At 70.0% G+C, this 13,596-nt stretch carries 13 protein-coding genes; 5 read left to right on the top strand and 8 right to left on the bottom strand.

Translation table 11 applies throughout. The features are described 5' to 3' along the window. Positions 1 to 3 precede the first annotated feature (3 nt). From FK256_RS02215 to FK256_RS02200, 4 genes are all read right to left on the bottom strand, one after another. Positions 4 to 1,629 (bottom strand): ABC transporter substrate-binding protein, encoded by a 1,626-nt coding sequence (locus tag FK256_RS02215; RefSeq protein ID WP_141423524.1) that lies wholly within the window; start codon positions 1,627 to 1,629, stop codon positions 4 to 6. Positions 1,630 to 1,804: 175 nt separating this feature from the next. Further along, positions 1,805 to 2,908 carry an LLM class flavin-dependent oxidoreductase gene (locus FK256_RS02210; protein ID WP_141423523.1) on the bottom strand — a complete coding sequence of 368 codons (1,104 nt, stop codon included), beginning with the start codon at positions 2,906 to 2,908 and terminating at the stop codon, positions 1,805 to 1,807. A gap of 136 nt (positions 2,909 to 3,044) precedes the next feature. Next, complete coding sequence (locus FK256_RS02205) at positions 3,045 to 3,653, bottom strand: biotin transporter BioY (protein WP_141423522.1); 609 nt, start codon at positions 3,651 to 3,653, stop codon at positions 3,045 to 3,047. A 131-nt stretch (positions 3,654 to 3,784) separates the two neighbouring features. Beyond that, a complete protein-coding gene (locus FK256_RS02200; protein ID WP_141423521.1) occupies positions 3,785 to 4,807 on the bottom strand; it encodes an alpha/beta hydrolase in 1,023 nt (340 codons plus the stop codon). 367 nt (positions 4,808 to 5,174) lie between these two features. Between FK256_RS02200 and FK256_RS02195 the strand changes: the two genes are divergently transcribed. Continuing rightward, the gene (locus FK256_RS02195) at positions 5,175 to 5,753 is read left to right on the top strand and encodes an NUDIX domain-containing protein (RefSeq protein ID WP_141423520.1); all 579 of its coding nucleotides are present in this window, start codon (positions 5,175 to 5,177) and stop codon (positions 5,751 to 5,753) included. Between the two features lie 2 nt (positions 5,754 to 5,755). Here FK256_RS02195 and FK256_RS02190 read toward each other — a convergent pair whose 3' ends face one another. Continuing rightward, positions 5,756 to 6,769 (bottom strand): patatin-like phospholipase family protein, encoded by a 1,014-nt coding sequence (locus FK256_RS02190; RefSeq protein WP_425321570.1) that lies wholly within the window; start codon positions 6,767 to 6,769, stop codon positions 5,756 to 5,758. Positions 6,770 to 6,802: 33 nt separating this feature from the next. Between FK256_RS02190 and FK256_RS02185 the strand changes: the two genes are divergently transcribed. Beyond that, positions 6,803 to 7,909: an oxidoreductase gene (locus FK256_RS02185; RefSeq protein ID WP_141423518.1), complete on the top strand. Its 1,107-nt coding sequence runs from the start codon at positions 6,803 to 6,805 to the stop codon at positions 7,907 to 7,909. Between the two features lie 43 nt (positions 7,910 to 7,952). On the opposite strand, the gene FK256_RS02180 is transcribed toward FK256_RS02185, so the two are convergent. Together FK256_RS02180 and FK256_RS02175 are read right to left on the bottom strand one after the other, a co-directional pair. Beyond that, positions 7,953 to 8,408: a YchJ family protein gene (locus tag FK256_RS02180; RefSeq protein WP_141423517.1), complete on the bottom strand. Its 456-nt coding sequence runs from the start codon at positions 8,406 to 8,408 to the stop codon at positions 7,953 to 7,955. A gap of 2 nt (positions 8,409 to 8,410) precedes the next feature. Continuing rightward, the gene (locus tag FK256_RS02175) at positions 8,411 to 9,772 is read right to left on the bottom strand and encodes a M18 family aminopeptidase (protein ID WP_211343506.1); all 1,362 of its coding nucleotides are present in this window, start codon (positions 9,770 to 9,772) and stop codon (positions 8,411 to 8,413) included. Between the two features lie 80 nt (positions 9,773 to 9,852). On the opposite strand from FK256_RS02175, the gene FK256_RS02170 reads away from it, so the two are divergent. Both FK256_RS02170 and FK256_RS02165 read left to right on the top strand, forming a co-directional pair. After that, positions 9,853 to 10,506 carry an HAD family hydrolase gene (locus FK256_RS02170; RefSeq protein ID WP_141423516.1) on the top strand — a complete coding sequence of 218 codons (654 nt, stop codon included), beginning with the start codon at positions 9,853 to 9,855 and terminating at the stop codon, positions 10,504 to 10,506. A 94-nt stretch (positions 10,507 to 10,600) separates the two neighbouring features. After that, positions 10,601 to 11,191 carry a GtrA family protein gene (locus FK256_RS02165; protein ID WP_141423515.1) on the top strand — a complete coding sequence of 197 codons (591 nt, stop codon included), beginning with the start codon at positions 10,601 to 10,603 and terminating at the stop codon, positions 11,189 to 11,191. 31 nt (positions 11,192 to 11,222) lie between these two features. Here FK256_RS02165 and FK256_RS02160 read toward each other — a convergent pair whose 3' ends face one another. Beyond that, positions 11,223 to 12,035, bottom strand: coding sequence for a peptidyl-tRNA hydrolase (locus tag FK256_RS02160; RefSeq protein ID WP_244936101.1), 813 nt, complete (start codon positions 12,033 to 12,035; stop codon positions 11,223 to 11,225). 269 nt (positions 12,036 to 12,304) lie between these two features. Here FK256_RS02160 and FK256_RS02155 point away from each other — a divergent pair, with 269 nt between their 5' ends. Further along, positions 12,305 to 13,567, top strand: coding sequence for a M48 family metallopeptidase (locus tag FK256_RS02155; RefSeq protein WP_141423634.1), 1,263 nt, complete (start codon positions 12,305 to 12,307; stop codon positions 13,565 to 13,567). Positions 13,568 to 13,596 lie beyond the last annotated feature (29 nt).

The raw sequence follows: 13,596 nt of genomic DNA, 5'->3' as shown, positions 1-13,596 counted from the left end.
CGATCAGAACTTGGAGATGGCCTCGGCCTGCGCCCACAGGCGCCTGGCCTCGTCCGGGTCGTAGGTGAGGACCTCGTTGCCCGGAACCTCGGCGGTCCATCCCTCGACGGTGGGGGCGGTGAAGTCCTTGGCCGGTGTACGGGTGCCGTAGTAGAGCTTCTCGCAGATGAGCTTGCGGTCGATGGCCCGGCAGATGGCGGCGCGTCGGGCGCGCCCCTCCTCGTCCATCTTCCAGTGCTCATGGGTGACGTCGATGGCGAGTCCCTGGAAGTAGGCGGCGGGCTTGTTGATGGCGCGTCCCTGGAGCTGTTCGCGGAAAGTCGGCAGGAAGGCGTCGGGGATGGAGTCGGCGATGTCGAGGGCGCCTGCCAGCAGGTCGTTGTAGACCGAGTCGTAGCTCGTGTACAGCTTGAAGGTGATGCCCTTGTTCGCCACGGTGCGCCCGCCGGCATAGGCGGGGTTGGGCTCCAGGACGATCCGGCTGTCGTGGTCCCAAGAGATGAGCCGGTAGGGGCCGTTGCCCACGGGCTTGGCGCCGTAGGCCTTGGTGTCGGCGAAGGCCGACTCGGGCATCGGGTAGTAGGCGTAGTGGCCCAGGCTGATCTTGAAGTCCGACGCCGGGGCGTTCAGCTCCACGGTGAAGGTGTAGTCATCCACCTTGGTCAGCCCCGTCAGCTCAGAGTCCTCATCGTAGGAGAAGCCCTTGATCCGCTCGAAGAAGGAAGAGCCGAGCTGGGCGTTGGACAGCAGGGCTCCGAACTTCCAGGCCTTGATGAAGGAGTCAGCGGTCACCGGGCTGCCGTCGGAGAAGGTCCACCCCTGCTTGAGGGTGATCGTGTAGTGCTGGTTATCCTCGGTCTCGATAGAGGAGGCCACCTCGTTGATGACGTTGCCGTCCTTGTCGTAGCGGACCAGACCAGCGAACACCAGGTCGAGGATCCGCCCGCCGTTGGACTCATTGGTGTTGGTGGGCAGCAAGGAGTTCTGAGGCTCGGAGAGGTTGGATAGGACGACGCCGCCATTGGCGCTGGAGCGGGCCTCCTCGTAGAACGGGACACCGGTCCAGTTGAAGTCGACGTTGGAAGCGTTGCGGGAGTAGCCGCCGAACCCGTTCTGGTACCACAGCGGGATGCCGGGCAGGTCGGCGAAAAGCTGGGTCTGAGCCTGACGGAAGTAGCCGTAAGCGGTCTCGGGATCGGTGGCTGCAGCCGCCTGGGCCAGGAAATCGTCGAACGTCTTCGAGGAGTACTGGGAGTCGTTCGCGCCGGCACCGGTCTGGAAGGTGGCGCTGAGGAAGTTCTCGAGCGAGGGGTAATCGGCCGACCAGCCGTTGCGGAAAGCACCCAGGAGGGTGTGCTTAGTGATGGCGGAACGCATCTCGGAGAACTGGGCCACCGGGAGGGGCTCCATGGTGATGCCCAGGACGTTAGACACCGAGTGGCACACGGCCTCGACCCAGGTCTTGTGGGGGCCGTCGGAGTTGTAGGCCAGGGTCAGCTTGCCGCTGCCGCTGCCCAGACCGTCTCCACCGGAGCTCGATCCGCGCGAGCAGCCTGAAGCCAGGAGCAGGCCGATGGTTGCCACGCCGAGCCCGAAGCCACGGCGCGACACTGTCAGGGCGTTGTTCATGCGACCTCCATGGGGCATGGAACTGACTGCGATGTCACAGGGATATTGGGATTCAAGGGTGCGAGCGCGATCAGGCGCCGCCCATGAGCGGTCATCTTACGTCCAGCAAGGAAACAGAATCGACACGTAGGTCACACACCGGAGAACGCGGGAGAAGAGGCCCGCCCGGGCCCGCTCAGGCGCGCCAGGCCTCGGCGAGCAGCTCGTAGGAACGGCACCGCGCAGCCGGATCGTGGGCGTGCGTGACTACGAGGATCTCGTCGAGGTCCCAGCGGTCAGCCTGCTCGCGCAGGCGGGCGGCGACGTCGTCGGCCGTTCCGACGAAGGACAGGGACATGGCGGACTCGACGGCGGCCTCCTCGCCCGGTGCGTGGGCGCGCCAAGCCTGCGGGTCGGTGGTGGGCGGGTCGAGGGGGCCGGGGCGGTTGCCGACGATGCGGGCGGCGGCGGCCATGGCGGTGCTGAACAGGAAGCGGGCCTCGTCGTCACTGGGGGCCACCATGACATTGACGGCGGCCGCCACCCGGGGGCCGGCCTGCGGGCGCGCGTCGCCCGGGGTCTTGAAGACGGAGCGGTAGGTGGCGATCGCCGCCTCGGCCTGAACCGGGGCGAAGTGGGAGGCGACGGCGAAGGGCAGTCCGAGACTGCCGGCGACGCGCGCCCCGTTGACCGAGGAGCCCAGCACCCAGATGTCAGGCCGGGTGCCCTCGCCCGGAATGGCTCTCACCCGAGGGCCGTCGGCAGTGACGCCCTGGACCGCGTCATCGGGAGCTCCGGGAGCACCCAGGAGAAGGGAGCCGGGCACATGGGGCTCCTGTGCCAGCCCGTCGTCGAGGTAGCCGAGGATCTCCAGGATCTCCTCGGCGAAACGGCCCGGATCGGAGGCCCCTCGGCGCAGTGCGGCGGCCGTGAGCCGGTCCGTTCCCGGGGCGCGTCCCAGCCCCAGATCGACCCTGCCGGGGTAGAGGGTGGCCAGGGTGCCGATCTGCTCGGCGACGACGAACGGGGCGTGGTTGGGCAGCATGATGCCGCCGGAGGCGACGCCCAGGCGGTTGGTGGAGGCCAGGACCTGAGTCATGAGGACGATGGTCGCCGAGGACAGGTAGGTGTCCGAGCCGTGGTGCTCGGCAAGCCAGTAGCGCTCGTAGCCGGCGGCATCGGCGGCCCGAGCGAGGGCGATCATGTCGTTGAGGGCGTCGGTGCGGCTGCGACCGGCGCTGACGGGGACCATGTCCATGACGGACAGTACGGGTGCGGCCCGCCTTTCGGGCTGACTCATACGGGCACTCTAACCCGGGCTAACCTGCCCCGATCCGAGCCTTTGGACCCGTGTGCCCCGCCGATCGGCGACTCGGCGGGGCACACGAGCGGCAGACCGTGACAGCGGCTGCCGGGTGGAGACCGGTACGGGGACGTCAGTGCAGCCGGCCGCGCGCGGGCAGCAGTCCGGTTGCGGCCAACGACTTGATGACATCGCCCACGATGAAGGGGACCAGGCCCATGCTCAGGGCGGCGCCCCAGCTGGCGCCGGTGGCGATCTTCAGCCAGACGACGCCGGGCACGTACACCGATGCGGAGGCGAGCAGCATGAGTCCGACGGTGGTGGCGATCCGGCGGACTCCCGAGCCGGAGGGGCCTGACCACACGGTGGCGGCGCGTCCGGCGATGGCGGCGATGAGGATGTAGCCGATGACGTAGCCGAAGGTGGCCACGACGCCGCTGCTCCAGCCGGCCAGGACCGGGGCGCCGACGGCGGCCAGGGCTCCGAACAGCAGCGCGGAAAGGGCGCCGCGGCGCGAGCCGAGAACGGCCCCGACGCCTAGGGCGGCGAAGGTGCCCAGAGTGATCGGCACGGGGGTGAAGGGCAGAGGGATAGAGATCTGGCCGATGAGGGTCAGGGCGGCGGTGCCGGCCAGGACCAGGCCCACCTCCCGGAGACGGGCGAGAGCGGGGTTGGCGGCGCTATCGACGGACGCCGAGTGGGCCGCGGAACCGGCGGTCGGGGTGGAGTGATTCGTGACCATGCCTCAACCCTACGGGCACCGGCAGCACCGCGAACGACCGAATCTCACTGAAGCACCACGCCACCATTTGTGGGATACCTACAATGAACGAGGGGCTCGGCGGGTCCGAGGCAGCAGTCAATCGGTGGTTTTCACAGTTCTTGCACGTGTCCGTCGATCCAAGTGAGGATGTCACCGGTGACCTGGTCCCGGTTCGTCTCGTTGAGGAGCTCGTGGCGCCCGCCCGGGTAGAGGAGGACGGAGACCTCCCGTACGCCTGCGCGGCGGTAGAGGGTGGCGGCCCGCTGGACGCCCCGTCCCATGGCGCCGACCGGATCCCGGTCCCCGGAGGCCAGCAGCATGGGCAGCTCCGCGGGCACTGCCGCGGCGTGGGAGGCCGTGTTGACGACACCCTGCCCGGCAACCAGATCGCGGAAAAAGCTGGAGGTGCATACGAATCCGCACCAGGGATCGGCGACGTAGCGGTCGACCTCCTTGGCGTCCCGGCTGATCCAGTCGGCCTCGGTGCGGTTGGGGGCGAAGTGGCGCTGGTAGGGGCCGAAAGCGAGGGCGTTGAGCAGCCGGGAGGGGTGGCGCGGGCCGCGCAACCTGGATTCCCCGGCGCAGATCGCCGTCGCGGGTCTTGTCAGCGCTCCGACGCCCGAACCGGTCCCCAGCAGGATGAGGCCGGCCAGATCGCCACCGCGGCGCGCCGCCAGGTCGCGGGCCAGGAAGGAGCCCCAGGAGTGGCCCATGAGGAAGACCGGAACATCAGGCCAAGCCCGCCGGGCCGCGTCCATGACGGTGCTCATGTCGGCCACGACCGTGTCCCAGCCGTCCTGCTCGGCAACGAACCCGAAGCCGCCTGGGGCGGCGGTGGCCCCGTGCCCGCGGTGGTCCCCGGCCAGGACCGCGTAGCCCTCCTCCACCGCCGAGGCGGCGAAGCGGGCGTAGCGCGAGGCGTGCTCGGCCATCCCGTGGGAGATGACGATGATGCCCCGGGGGCGGGCGGCACCGGCCACCTTCGGGTGCGGCGTCACCATGGTGCCGAACCCGGCGGCGTCGGAGGCATCGGCCACCAGCAGGGAACCGTCGATGAGCCACTCAGGGAGCCAGATGTGCACAACCAGACGCGTTCCGTCGTCGGCCGTGAGCCGAGTAAGGCTGGTCTGCATCTGGTCCTCCTCAGGCGGCGTCTTCAAGGGGCCTCGATCATGCTCAGGTCGGCATCGGTCATCATTGATCGCGTCGACGGCTGACGATCGGCGGTGGTGCAGCTCCAGGGCTGGGCCTGCGGTCTCCCGCCGCCCCAGGTAGAAGCCTAGTTGTCCGACGTCGAGCCGGCAGCGTTACCGCGGAAGGCGAATCGCAGCGATCCAGCGACGGGTGCGCTGCGGAAGTTTCCACGGACGGCCATTGATGACTGACTGTGTGGGAGCATTGCCTAAGTTCCTGATGGTTTCATGAAACTTGACACTCGGTATCCCGGCTACTTCTTCCCGGGGCCGCACCCCTGCCCGCGCCTGGTCTACGGTGGCCGCCATGGCCGTCCACTCCTTCACCCTCGTCCCCGCCGCCTACGTCTACCTCCTGCGCCCCGCTCCCGACTCCGCCGCCGACCGGGCCGGGGCGACGAGCAGATCGGAGAGCGCTGAGACGCAGGTGCTCCTCCAGCTGCGGCAGAGCACCGGGTATATGGACGGTCACTGGGCCTGCGGAGCCTCGGGCCACGTCGAGGCCGCCGAGAGTGTCGTCGAGACGGCCCTGCGCGAGACCCGCGAAGAACTGGGCGTCCGCGCGGCGACGACCGACCTGAACCCGCTGACGGCGATGCACCGCACCAATGACCTCGGCGGTGACGCCCTGGAACAGCGCATCGACTTGTTCTTCACGCTGCGCACCTGGGAAGGCACGCCGACCGTGCGCGAGCCGGCCAAGAACGCGGGCTTGCGCTGGTTCTCGCTGAACGACCTGCCCGAGGCGGTCCCACCCCACGAGCGCCACGTCCTGACCCTCCTGGCCGCCGCCCTCGCCGGCGGCCTGCCAGTACCCCCGATCACCACCTTCGGCTTCGAGATCGGCCAGGATATCGCCCGCTACGGCGTCGCCCTGCCGCACTGAGCTCAGCTGGCGAGGAAGGCCTCGATGGCGGGCAGCTCGCGTCGGGCCTGGGCCAGGCCGGCCTCGAAGGCGGTGACGATGCGGTCGTAACGCAGCTCGCCGTTGGCAACGGGCATGCGCTCGGGCCGGAAAAGATAGGCGCGTCCCTGGCCGCGCAGGTCCTCAAGCTCCTCGACAGTGCGGTTGTAGTTCTCGGGCCGGTCGATGACGGCCTGGACGAGGGCCGGGTAGCGAGAGTAGAGGCGCTGGAGGACCTCGATCTCGTGGCGCCGCATAGGCGGTTTGCGGTAGCCCTCGGGACGGGTCATGACCACGAGGAGCTTGTCGTATCCGTCGGCACGGGCGGCGTCGATGGCGAATCCGCCGGTGGGCCCGACGGCGCCATCCACGTAGGGGGCGCCGTCGACCTCGACCATGGGCATGAGCACCGGCATCGACGACGACGCCCGGGCCCGCACCAGCAGGTCGCCCATGGTGGGCATGTCCTCCAGACCCCAGTAGACCTCCTCGCCGGTATCGCAGCGGAAGGCGCCCAGTCGCACCGTGGTGGGCGAGGCGGCAAAGGTATCCCAGTCGAAGGGGATGGACTCGTCCGGCGCGGAGGTGTGCAGGTAGATGTGCTCGGAGTTGAAATAGCCCTTGCCGGCCACGAAGCTTCCCCAGCCGCCGGCCTTGGGGTCAGTGGTCAGGCCCAGGTAGGCCTCGCGGGTGCGCCAGGTGTCCCGGGAGACAAAGTTGCAGGTGTTCGTGCAGCCCGCCGAGATGCCACCGACCCAGGGGAAGGAGAGACCCGCCTCCAGCATGACGCGCACGAGGCCGGCCGTGTAGGCCCCGCGCATGCCGCCGCTTTCGAAAACGAGGGCGACGTCGTCAGGACCGTGGGTGATGGGGGCGGGCCGGTGGCTGGGGTCGGTGACGGGGACAGGCCGTTGTACAGGGTCGGGGACGGGGCGTGGGCTCACGCCTGGGAGCCTATGGGTTCCATGGTGTGATCGCACGGGTGATTCCCACCCCATGTCTGCCGGCGGTCGGGAGAGTAGCGTGAGGTCATGAGCACCTCGAGCACACCGCGCATTCTTGAGCCGATGACCTTCGGCGGGATCACCGCCCGCAACCGCCTCTGGCTGCCGCCCATGTGCATGTACTCGGTCGAGGCGCAGGACGGCGCCGTCACCGACTGGCACGTGACCCACTACGCGAGCCGCGCGGTGGGCGGCTTCGGCACGATCATCGTGGAGGCCACAGCGGTCACGCCCGAGGGACGCCTGTCCCCCTACGACCTGGGCCTGTGGTCCGATGAGCAGATCGCCGGCCAGCGCCGCCTGGTCGAGGCAATCCATGCCGGCGGGGCGGTGGCCGGCATCCAGATCGGGCACGGCGGCCGCAAGTCGGGGACCGCCCCGTGGCGGCCCAACGTCGCCGGTGCCCGCACCGGAACCCTGGAAGGCTGGGAGCTGCTGGCCCCCAGCGCGATCCCCTACCCCGGGCACGCGACGCCCACCGAGCTGGACGAGGCCGGGATCGGCCGGCTGGTGGAGGCCTTCGCGGCGGCAGCCCGCCGCGCCGTCGAGGCCGGGTATGACGTCATTGAGATCCACGGCGCCCACGGCTACCTCATCCACGAGTTCCGTTCGCCCCTGTCCAACCAGCGCACCGACTCCTACGGCGGCAGCGCCGAGAACCGTCAGCGCTTCGCGCTGCAGGTGGTGCGGGCGGTGCGCGAGTCCATCGCTCCGGACACGGTCCTCGACATCCGCCTGTCGGCCTCGGACTGGGAAGACGGCGGGGTGACCGGTGAGGAGACCGCGGTCTTCAGCCGCGAGCTGGTGGAGGCCGGCGTCGATGTTCTGCACATCTCCAGCGGCGGCAACACACCTGCTCCGGTCCCGGTGGGGCCCGGCTACCAGCTGCCGCTGGCCCAGCAGGTCAGGCGGGCCGTTGCCGGCACCGGCGTCCCGGTGGTGGGCGTGGGTCTCATCGAGGAGGCGGCGCAGGCCGAGCAGGCGCTGGTGTCCGGTCAGGTCGACGCCGTCGCCGTGGGCCGGGCCGCCCTGCGCGATCCCTACCTGCCGCTGCGCTGGGCGGCGGACCTGGGGGTGCGCTCCTGGGATCAGGCCCCCTGGCCCATCCAGTACTGGCGCGGCACCTGGCGCTGAGCGGGGACCCGGCGTTGTCGCCCGGCCGTCCGGGGCTCCGAAGCTATTCGACGGCGTCGAGGTAGAGCCAGCGGCCGGCGCGACGGGTGAAGCGGGAGCGCTCGTGCAGGGCGTCGGCCACCACCGCCCCGCGCCCGTCGCCGGTGCGGTAGGAGGCGGTGAATTCCACGACGCCGGTCTCGTCCTGCACCCCGCCATCCACGGTCTCGTCGACGCTCAGGCCCGTCCACTGCGTACCGGGGTGGCAGTAGGGACCCTCGGGCCGGGTGCGCGGATGCCAGGTGCGGAAGAGATAGTCCTCGTCACCGACGACGAAGGCCGTGTAGCGCGAGCGCATGAGGGCCTCGGCGGTCGGTGCCGGGGCGCCGTCGTGGAGGGGTTCGCAGCACTGGGCGTAGGCGCGCCCCGAGCCGCAGGGGCAGGGGTCGGTGCCGCGCACGCCCGCGGTGCGGACCGGCGAGCCCGGCTGCTCCCGGCGGCCTGCCTGCCGACTGGCCATGATCAGGCGCCCAGCCAGTAGGCGTGCAGGGCCCGGGCGAGCCAGGGGCCGTCCTTGACACCGGCCATCTCGCGGGCCGAGTGCATGCTCAGCAGGGGCACGCCGACGTCGACGGTGGTGATCCCGAGCCGGGTGGCGGTGATGGGACCGATGGTGGAGCCACAGGGCACGGCGTTGTTGGAGACGAAGTCCTGGCTGGGCACGTCCGCGGCGGCGCAGGCCCGCGCCCAGATCGCGGCTCCCATGGCGTCGGTGGCGTAGCGCTGCTGAGCGTTGATCTTGAGCAGGGGGCCGTGGTTGATGAGCGGCTGGACGGCGGGGTCGTGCAGGTGGGCGTAGGCGGGGTGGACGCTGTGCCCGGCGTCGGCGCTCACGCAGGACGAGCGCGCCAGGAGGGCCTCGACGTCGTCGCTGCTGGCCCCCAGAACGCCAGCGAGGCGCCGCAGGAGGGTCGTGAGGAAGGGGCCGTCCGCGCCGGATCGGGTAGCCGAGCCGACCTCCTCGTGGTCGAAGGCGATCAGGATGACGGGCTCGGCGGGCTCGCCCCCAGCGGCCGCGAGCGCCTCGAGGGCCACCAGTCCGGCATGCACCGAGGAGAGGTTGTCCAGGCGGGAGGAGGCCAGGAACTCTCCGTCCCGGCCGAAGCGGGCGGGGGCCTGGGTAGGGTAGGTCAGAACGTCGTGGCCGGCGAGCTCGGCCGGGTCGATACCGGCGATCTCGCACAGGTGGGTCTCGACCGCGTCGGGGGCGGCGTCGGGCCCGGCCAGTGACCACAGGGGCAGCAGGTGGGTCTGGCGGTCCAGGTGGAGGGCGTCGTTGACGCCGCGATCCAGGTGCGGGGCGATCTGACAGATGCGGGCGATGGGGCCGGTGCGCACGAGGTGGACGGCGCCGTCGCGGGTGGTCAGGCGCCCGGCCAGGCCCAGCTCGCGGTCGAGGAGGGAGGCGAGCAGGGGGCCGCCGTAGACCTCGGCGTTGATGAGCTGCCAGCCGGAGCGGACGAGGGCGGCGTTGGGTTTGAGCTTGAGGGCCGGGGAGTCGGTGTGGGCGCCAACGATGCGAAGACCCGCTCCTGGCGCGAGCGCCTTGGGCAGTGCCCAGGCGGCGATGGCGCCGTCGCGGATGACGTAGCCGCGGCGCGGCAGGCCGGCCTCCCAGGAGATCGTCTCCTCGACGCCGGAGAAGCCGACCGCTTCCAGGCGCCGGGCGACCTCGGCGGCGGCATGGTAAGAGCTGGGTGAGGCGGTGACGAAGTCGATGAGCGAGTCGGTGTAGGCGTCCTCGTCGCGCAGTGCCTCACCGGTGGCGGCGCCGAAGGGATCGCTGTGTGAAGCACTGGCGGGTGTGCTGGCGGCATCGGTCATGGCCCCAGTCTTCCACTGGAGCACCATGTCCCGGACGACATCTGCCGCACGGTCGGGCGGGGATAGGGCAGGATCGGGGCGTGAGCATCTCTCAGTCAGCCATCCCACCCGCCTCGTCCACTCCCGTGCGCGCCGTCCTGCTCGATGCCGACGGCGTTCTTCAGCTCATCGGCACCCCGTGGGGCGAGGCGCTGACCCGCGGCGGCGGCCCGGCCTTCGCCCAGGCCATGATCGATGGCGAGACCGACGCCCTGGCAGGCCGGGAGACCCTGACCGAGCTGTTGGAGCGGGTGGTGAAGGACCTGGGGCTGGAGCTGCGCGCATCGGACCTGTTGGAGATGTGGCACCGGGCCACGCCCGACCCTCTGGCCTGGCAGCTCGTGAGGGACCTGCGCGAGGCGGGATACACAACGGTCCTGGCCACCAATCAGCAGTGGGAGCGTCGGGCCTGGATGCGCGAGCATCTGGGCTATGACGGCCTGTGCGACATCGACGGCTACTCCTGCACGCTGGGGGTGGCCAAACCGGATGCCGCCTATTTCCGCCGCCTGCTGGAGCTGGCGGGGGTGGAGCCCGACCAGGCCCTGTTCGTCGATGACAGCGCCACCAATATCGTCGCGGCCCGCGAGGTGGGCTTGCGCACGATCCACCACCCGGCCGACGCCGGCGGCGAGCTTCTGCGCCGCGAGGTCGCCCAGGCCCTAACGCAGACCGCCTCTCCTCCACGAGGATGAGCCGGCAGGCCACCGTTCCTCCTTTCGGAACTTGCCTCACCGGCGCAGGCGGTGAAGACTCCCCCTGACACCAGCAATCAGGAAAGGACACCCCATGGCAGGAGCGACGGCGGACGGCCAGGCCTCCGAAACCACCACCGCAACAAAGCCTGCGGTATCCTCCCTCCAACCGCCCGCCTCCAACGCCCGCCGTGCCCCCGAGATCTTCCTGCGCCTCATCACGGCGATCCACTCCGAGCTGCCCAGATTCGTACGCAGCCGGCTGCCGGTGACCTTCATCGGCTACGCGATCATCAACGGCTCCGCCTTCTTCCTGGACATCACCTGCCTATGGGTGTTCTACAACCACCTCCACTGGTTCTACCCGCTGGCGGTCACGGTTGGCTACGTCATCGCCGCCGTCTACTCCTTCCTGCTCAACCGGTGGCTGAACTTCCAGGCCCACGGGCACGTCATCGAGCAGGGGGCGGGCTACACGGCCGGCATCATCAGCCAGTACGTCATCTTCATTCTCGGGTTGTCCTCGCTGCTGCACTGGTTCGGGGTCAATGCCGAGCTGGCTCGGGTCATCTCGGCCTGCTGCGAGGGGATTTACCTCTACGTGTTCATTCGGCTGTGGGTGTTCCGCGGAGTCCCGGAGCCCGCACAGACCCACCGCTTCGAGGACTACCCCACCGGAGTCTGAAGACTCGTCCCCGTCGGTCAGCTCCTCGCCCTCACCAATAGGCGCGGGTCGTCTCGGTGGGGCCATCGAGCTCGGTGAAGCCAGCGTCGGTGATGCGCACGGGCCGAGTGGTGGACTCCCACTGCTCCCGGCTAGGCACGACCACGCGCACCCGGTAGCCGTCATCGGCCCAGGCCCGCCGCACGGCGGGCTCCATGGCGGGGCTCTCCCAGGCCAGCTGGGCGGCATGGCCGCACTGGGCGGCGAGCTTGCCCGAGGTCATCTCGTGCAGGGGCGTGACCTCAATCGTCACGAGCGCCCCGGCGGAGGCCGACTCCGACCCGAGCTCGATCTCATCGGCCGCGGCCGGATCCTTCGCAACGCACGCGGTGATCGCGGCAGGCGGTGGGGGCAGCTCGTCGCCAGCCGGGAAGTGGGTTCCCTCCACTTGGGTCTTGGCCAGGGCTCCGGGCAGGGGGCGCACCGGGCCGGGGACGAAGGCGCGCGCCGCAGCCCGCCCCCAACCCGGCGGGCCGTCCTGGGTGACGGTAACGCCGTCGATGTCCTGGATCTCCTCCCAGCGCTTGCCGCGGGCGCGGCGCACGAGCTTGCGGATGCGCCCGTCGCGCCAGTAGTCGACGGCCCGGTTCCACGGCCCGCCCGGGGCGGAGGCGGGTGCGGCCAGGAGGGCGACGACGGCGCGGGCGGCGGCCTCGGCGACATCGATCCGCCGCGGCGGGTGGACCTTGTCATAGCGCACGGCGATCTGCATACCCCAGGGAACCGCGTGGTCCGGGTGCCCGGACAGGGAGGGCGGCTGCAGCGAGAAGGAGGATGGCGAAGGAGACGAGAAGGAGTGAGGCACGGGTAGGAGCCTACGGGCTCGGCTCCGGCCGCGTCAGGATCCGACGCAGGCACCCGGGGAGCCGCCCCAACGGCGCGGCCCCCTGGAAGGAGAGGACGCGACCTTTTCCCACCATAAGGCGGATAAGTAGCGCGGCCAAGATCCTCCTGAGGCAGGAGAGGAAACCCGGGGAGGTCGTTTAAGTTGCCACCATGCAACTACCTGTTCCGTCTACCGTCCCCGGCGCTTCAGGCAGTACGCCTCCGGCCGGGGCCCTCTCCCGCCCCCGGATGTTCAACGGTGCGACCGTTCACGGCATCGCCGGGATCCGCGGCCTGCGTCATCCTGCGGAGATTCCTCTGCTCATCGCCGCCGTGGTCACTACGGCACTGGGCTACATCGGTTGGTTCGGCCTAGTGACGTGGCTGGTCACCGTGCCCGAGCCGACCGGGCTGAGCGCCGAGATTCGCGAACAGATCCTGGGGGGCGGGACTATCTCGGAGGCGATACTGGCCATCCCCCTCATCCCCCTGCTGGTATGGATCATCCGCGCCCTCACGTACGCCCAGCTGCGGGCTAGCTCGGTGCAGATGTCCCCCACCCAGTTCCCGGAGGGGTATCGGATGGTCGTCGAGGCGGCCCGGGAGTTCGGCCTGCGGCGGGTCCCCGACGCCTACGTGGTGCTGGGCAATGGCCAGATCAACGCCTTCGCCTCCGGCCACGGCTTCCGGCGTTTCGTGGCCGTCTACTCCGACCTATTCGAGATCGGTGGGCAGGCCCGCGACCCCGAGGCGCTGCGCTTCATCATCGGTCACGAGGTCGGCCACCTCGCCGCCGGCCACGTGTCCTACTTCCGTCTCATCCTCTCCCAGCTGGCGGGCTATGTCCCCTTCCTGGGGCAGGCGCTCTCGCGCGCCCAGGAGTACACCGCGGACAACCACGGCTACGCCAACGAACCCCAGGGCGTGCCCGGAGCCATGGGAGTCCTCTCCGGGGGCAAGTACCTGGGAGCCGAGGTCAACACCCATGCTCTGGCCGATCGCGCCACACGCGAGAAGGGGTTCTGGCTCCACATGACCAACTGGCTCTCCAGTCACCCCATCAACACCTGGCGCGCTCATGCCCTGCGCGACCGCAGCCGCCCCGGACGGATCATGATCCGTCCACCGGAGTCGACCGCTTGGTTCCCGCCCTCGGCTCCCACCGGATACCAGCGCTCCGGTTCCTGGCCGACGCCGGAGCAGATGCTCTCGGTGCTGGACTCCACCACCACGAGCGTGCCCAGTGAGGAGCAGTTCGGCCGTTATCCGGGTGTGAGCTACAAGATCCCCCGCAATGAGCTGCGTTGGGCCTCCCCCGTCCCCGTGAAGGCGGAGCCCGGCGAACGGACATCGTTCGAGGACGGTCAATCCGCGCCGAGCGCGACCGGGCCGATGCATCCCGAGCCGTACGGGCACTCCCCGTCAGCAGGTCAGGAGGAGGGGCTCATCGGCGGCTCCAACACGGCCCCCTTCGATCCACCGGATCCGGAGTCTGCGCACTCTGGGGCCTAAATCCCATCGACACAGCGGTGCCGGTTGGG

This window comes from Actinomyces johnsonii (assembly GCF_006546835.1).
Classification (GTDB): domain Bacteria; phylum Actinomycetota; class Actinomycetes; order Actinomycetales; family Actinomycetaceae; genus Actinomyces; species Actinomyces johnsonii.
Note: the sequence above shows the minus strand (reverse complement) of the source record. Positions and strands in the feature narration are given on the sequence as shown.

Excerpts from the sequence above, each read along its gene's own strand:
- FK256_RS02180 (WP_141423517.1), bottom strand. The coding sequence starts at position 8,408 with ATGGCCAGTCGGCAGGCAGGCCGCCGGGAGCAGCCGGGCTCGCCGGTC.
- FK256_RS02175 (WP_211343506.1), bottom strand. The coding sequence starts at position 9,772 with ATGACCGATGCCGCCAGCACACCCGCCAGTGCTTCACACAGCGATCCC.
- FK256_RS02210 (WP_141423523.1), bottom strand. The coding sequence starts at position 2,908 with ATGAGTCAGCCCGAAAGGCGGGCCGCACCCGTACTGTCCGTCATGGAC.
- FK256_RS02155 (WP_141423634.1), top strand. The coding sequence starts at position 12,305 with ATGTTCAACGGTGCGACCGTTCACGGCATCGCCGGGATCCGCGGCCTG.
- FK256_RS02195 (WP_141423520.1), top strand. The coding sequence starts at position 5,175 with ATGGCCGTCCACTCCTTCACCCTCGTCCCCGCCGCCTACGTCTACCTC.
- FK256_RS02190 (WP_425321570.1), bottom strand. The coding sequence starts at position 6,769 with ATGGGGTGGGAATCACCCGTGCGATCACACCATGGAACCCATAGGCTC.
- FK256_RS02215 (WP_141423524.1), bottom strand. The coding sequence starts at position 1,629 with ATGAACAACGCCCTGACAGTGTCGCGCCGTGGCTTCGGGCTCGGCGTG.
- FK256_RS02185 (WP_141423518.1), top strand. The coding sequence starts at position 6,803 with ATGAGCACCTCGAGCACACCGCGCATTCTTGAGCCGATGACCTTCGGC.
- FK256_RS02200 (WP_141423521.1), bottom strand. The coding sequence starts at position 4,807 with ATGCAGACCAGCCTTACTCGGCTCACGGCCGACGACGGAACGCGTCTG.
- FK256_RS02165 (WP_141423515.1), top strand. The coding sequence starts at position 10,601 with ATGGCAGGAGCGACGGCGGACGGCCAGGCCTCCGAAACCACCACCGCA.
- FK256_RS02205 (WP_141423522.1), bottom strand. The coding sequence starts at position 3,653 with ATGGTCACGAATCACTCCACCCCGACCGCCGGTTCCGCGGCCCACTCG.